Here is a 1,836-nt window from a genome sequence, read left to right on the forward strand (position 1 = left end):
AGATGATCTGGTCCGGGCCGAGATTACTGCCCGGCGGCAGCAATTCGTCGCCGGTGGCGATGATGGCGACCAGCGGTCGTCTTACCACCTTGACCTGGGGATGGTTGGCCGATGCTGCCAGCGACAGTGCCGCCGGGTCGAGCAAACGGCCTCTTTCGAGCAGCATGTCGCCTGTTGAAAAATCGAGCCCGATGCGACGGATATTGCGCCATTGCGCCGTCGGCTCGGTCACTTCGATTTCGCCGCCGCCGAGGTCGCGGACATTCTCCTGGATGACGATGGTGTCGGCGCCTTCGGGCAGCGGCGCGCCGGTGAAGATGCGCACCGCTTGTGCCTTGCCGATCCTACCGGCAAAACCACGTCCGGCCGGCGCCATGCCGATCACCGACAGCCTGGATGGTACCGACGCCACGTCGGCGGCTCGAGCGGCATAGCCATCCATGGCGGAAGCGTTGAAAGGTGGCTGGGTACGGAGTGCCACGACCGGTTCCGCCAGAACACGATCCACCGCCTCGAACAGAGGAACGCTTTCGCCGGCTAGAGGTGCCGCACCATCGAGCAGGCGCTCAAGCGCCTCCGCGATAGGAACCAGCGCCATCAGGAACTCGCCTTGTAGTCACCCGACTTGCCGCCGGTCTTTTCGACCAGGCGGATGCCGGTGATGACCATGGCGCGGTCTACTGCTTTGGCCATGTCGTAGATGGTCAGGCAGGCTACCGAAGCGGCCGTCAGCGCCTCCATCTCGACGCCCGTCTTGCCGGTGACGCGCGCCAGCGCGGTGACCTTCAGGCCCGGCAATGCATGGTCGGGCTCGATGTCGACGGAAACTTTGGTCAGCAGCAGCGGATGGCAGAGCGGGATCAGATCATGCGTCTTCTTCGCCGCCATGATGCCGGCGATGCGCGCGGTGCCGAGCACGTCGCCCTTCTTGGCGTTGCCGGCGAGGATCATCTTCAGCGTCTCGGGCTGCATCGCGACAAAGCCTTCGGCGATCGCCGTGCGCGTTGTTTCTTCCTTGTCGCCGACATCGACCATGTTGGCCTCGCCCTGCGCGCCGAGATGGGTCAGGCCTGATACCATCGTCAGATAGCCTCGGCCAAAGCCTTGCCTGTCAGAAGCAAGCGCGTCGCGGTGGTGACGTCCTGTTGCCGCATCAGGCTCTCGCCGACAAGAAAAGTGCCGATGTCGCTCTTTTGCAGCCTGAGGCAGTCGTCATGCGAGAAAATACCGCTCTCGCTGACCAGCAAGCGGTCGGCCGGAACCATCTTCGCCAGCCGCACTGAAGTGTCGAGGCTGGTCTCGAATGTGCGCAGATTACGGTTGTTGATACCGATCAGCCGCGACGACAGTTTTAGCGCGCGCAACGTCTCGGCCTCATCATGCACCTCGATCAGCGCATCCATGCCGAGTTCGAATGCCGTTGCCTCAAGCTCGCTCGCCAGGGCGTCGTCGACGCTGGCCATGATGATCAGGATGGCATCCGCGCCCCAGGCGCGGGCTTCGTAGACCTGATAGGGATCGAACAGGAAATCCTTGCGCAGCGCCGGCAGCGCGACGGCGGCTCGCGCCCGGGTGAGAAATTCCGGCGCGCCCTGGAAGGACGGTGCGTCGGTCAGCACCGAAAGACAGGCAGCGCCACCCTTGGCATAGGCCTGCGCCAGCGCCGGCGGATCGAAATCGGCGCGGATCAGCCCCTTGGACGGGCTTGCCTTCTTGATCTCGGCGATCAGCGCAAAGGCGCCGGATTTGCGCTTTGCTTCGAGTGCGGCAAGAAAGCCGCGCGGTGCGTCGGCGTCCTTGGCTCGCGCCTTGATTTCGGCCAGCGGCACACGTGCC

At 64.2% G+C, this 1,836-nt stretch carries 3 protein-coding genes; all 3 read right to left on the reverse strand.

From position 1 onward, the window contains the following. The coding region (locus EN879_RS34275; protein ID WP_164774773.1) for a molybdopterin molybdotransferase MoeA at positions 1 to 598 on the reverse strand (598 nt) is incomplete at its 3' end. Then, positions 598 to 1,080: a cyclic pyranopterin monophosphate synthase MoaC gene (gene moaC / locus EN879_RS34280; RefSeq protein WP_013531740.1), complete on the reverse strand. Its 483-nt coding sequence runs from the start codon at positions 1,078 to 1,080 to the stop codon at positions 598 to 600. The genes moaC and EN879_RS34275, both read right to left, overlap by 1 nt. A 2-nt stretch (positions 1,081 to 1,082) precedes the next feature. After that, positions 1,083 to 1,836 (reverse strand): indole-3-glycerol phosphate synthase TrpC (gene trpC, locus EN879_RS34285; protein ID WP_127274631.1); only part of this gene is annotated, 754 nt, incomplete at its 5' end.

It is taken from the genome of Mesorhizobium sp. M7A.F.Ca.AU.002.02.1.1 (assembly GCF_003998535.1).
Lineage (GTDB): Bacteria > Pseudomonadota > Alphaproteobacteria > Rhizobiales > Rhizobiaceae > Mesorhizobium > Mesorhizobium ciceri.

What these genes read in the sequence shown, in the direction of transcription:
- moaC (WP_013531740.1), bottom strand. Translation starts at nt 1,080, where the DNA reads ATGGTATCAGGCCTGACCCATCTCGGCGCGCAGGGCGAGGCCAACATG.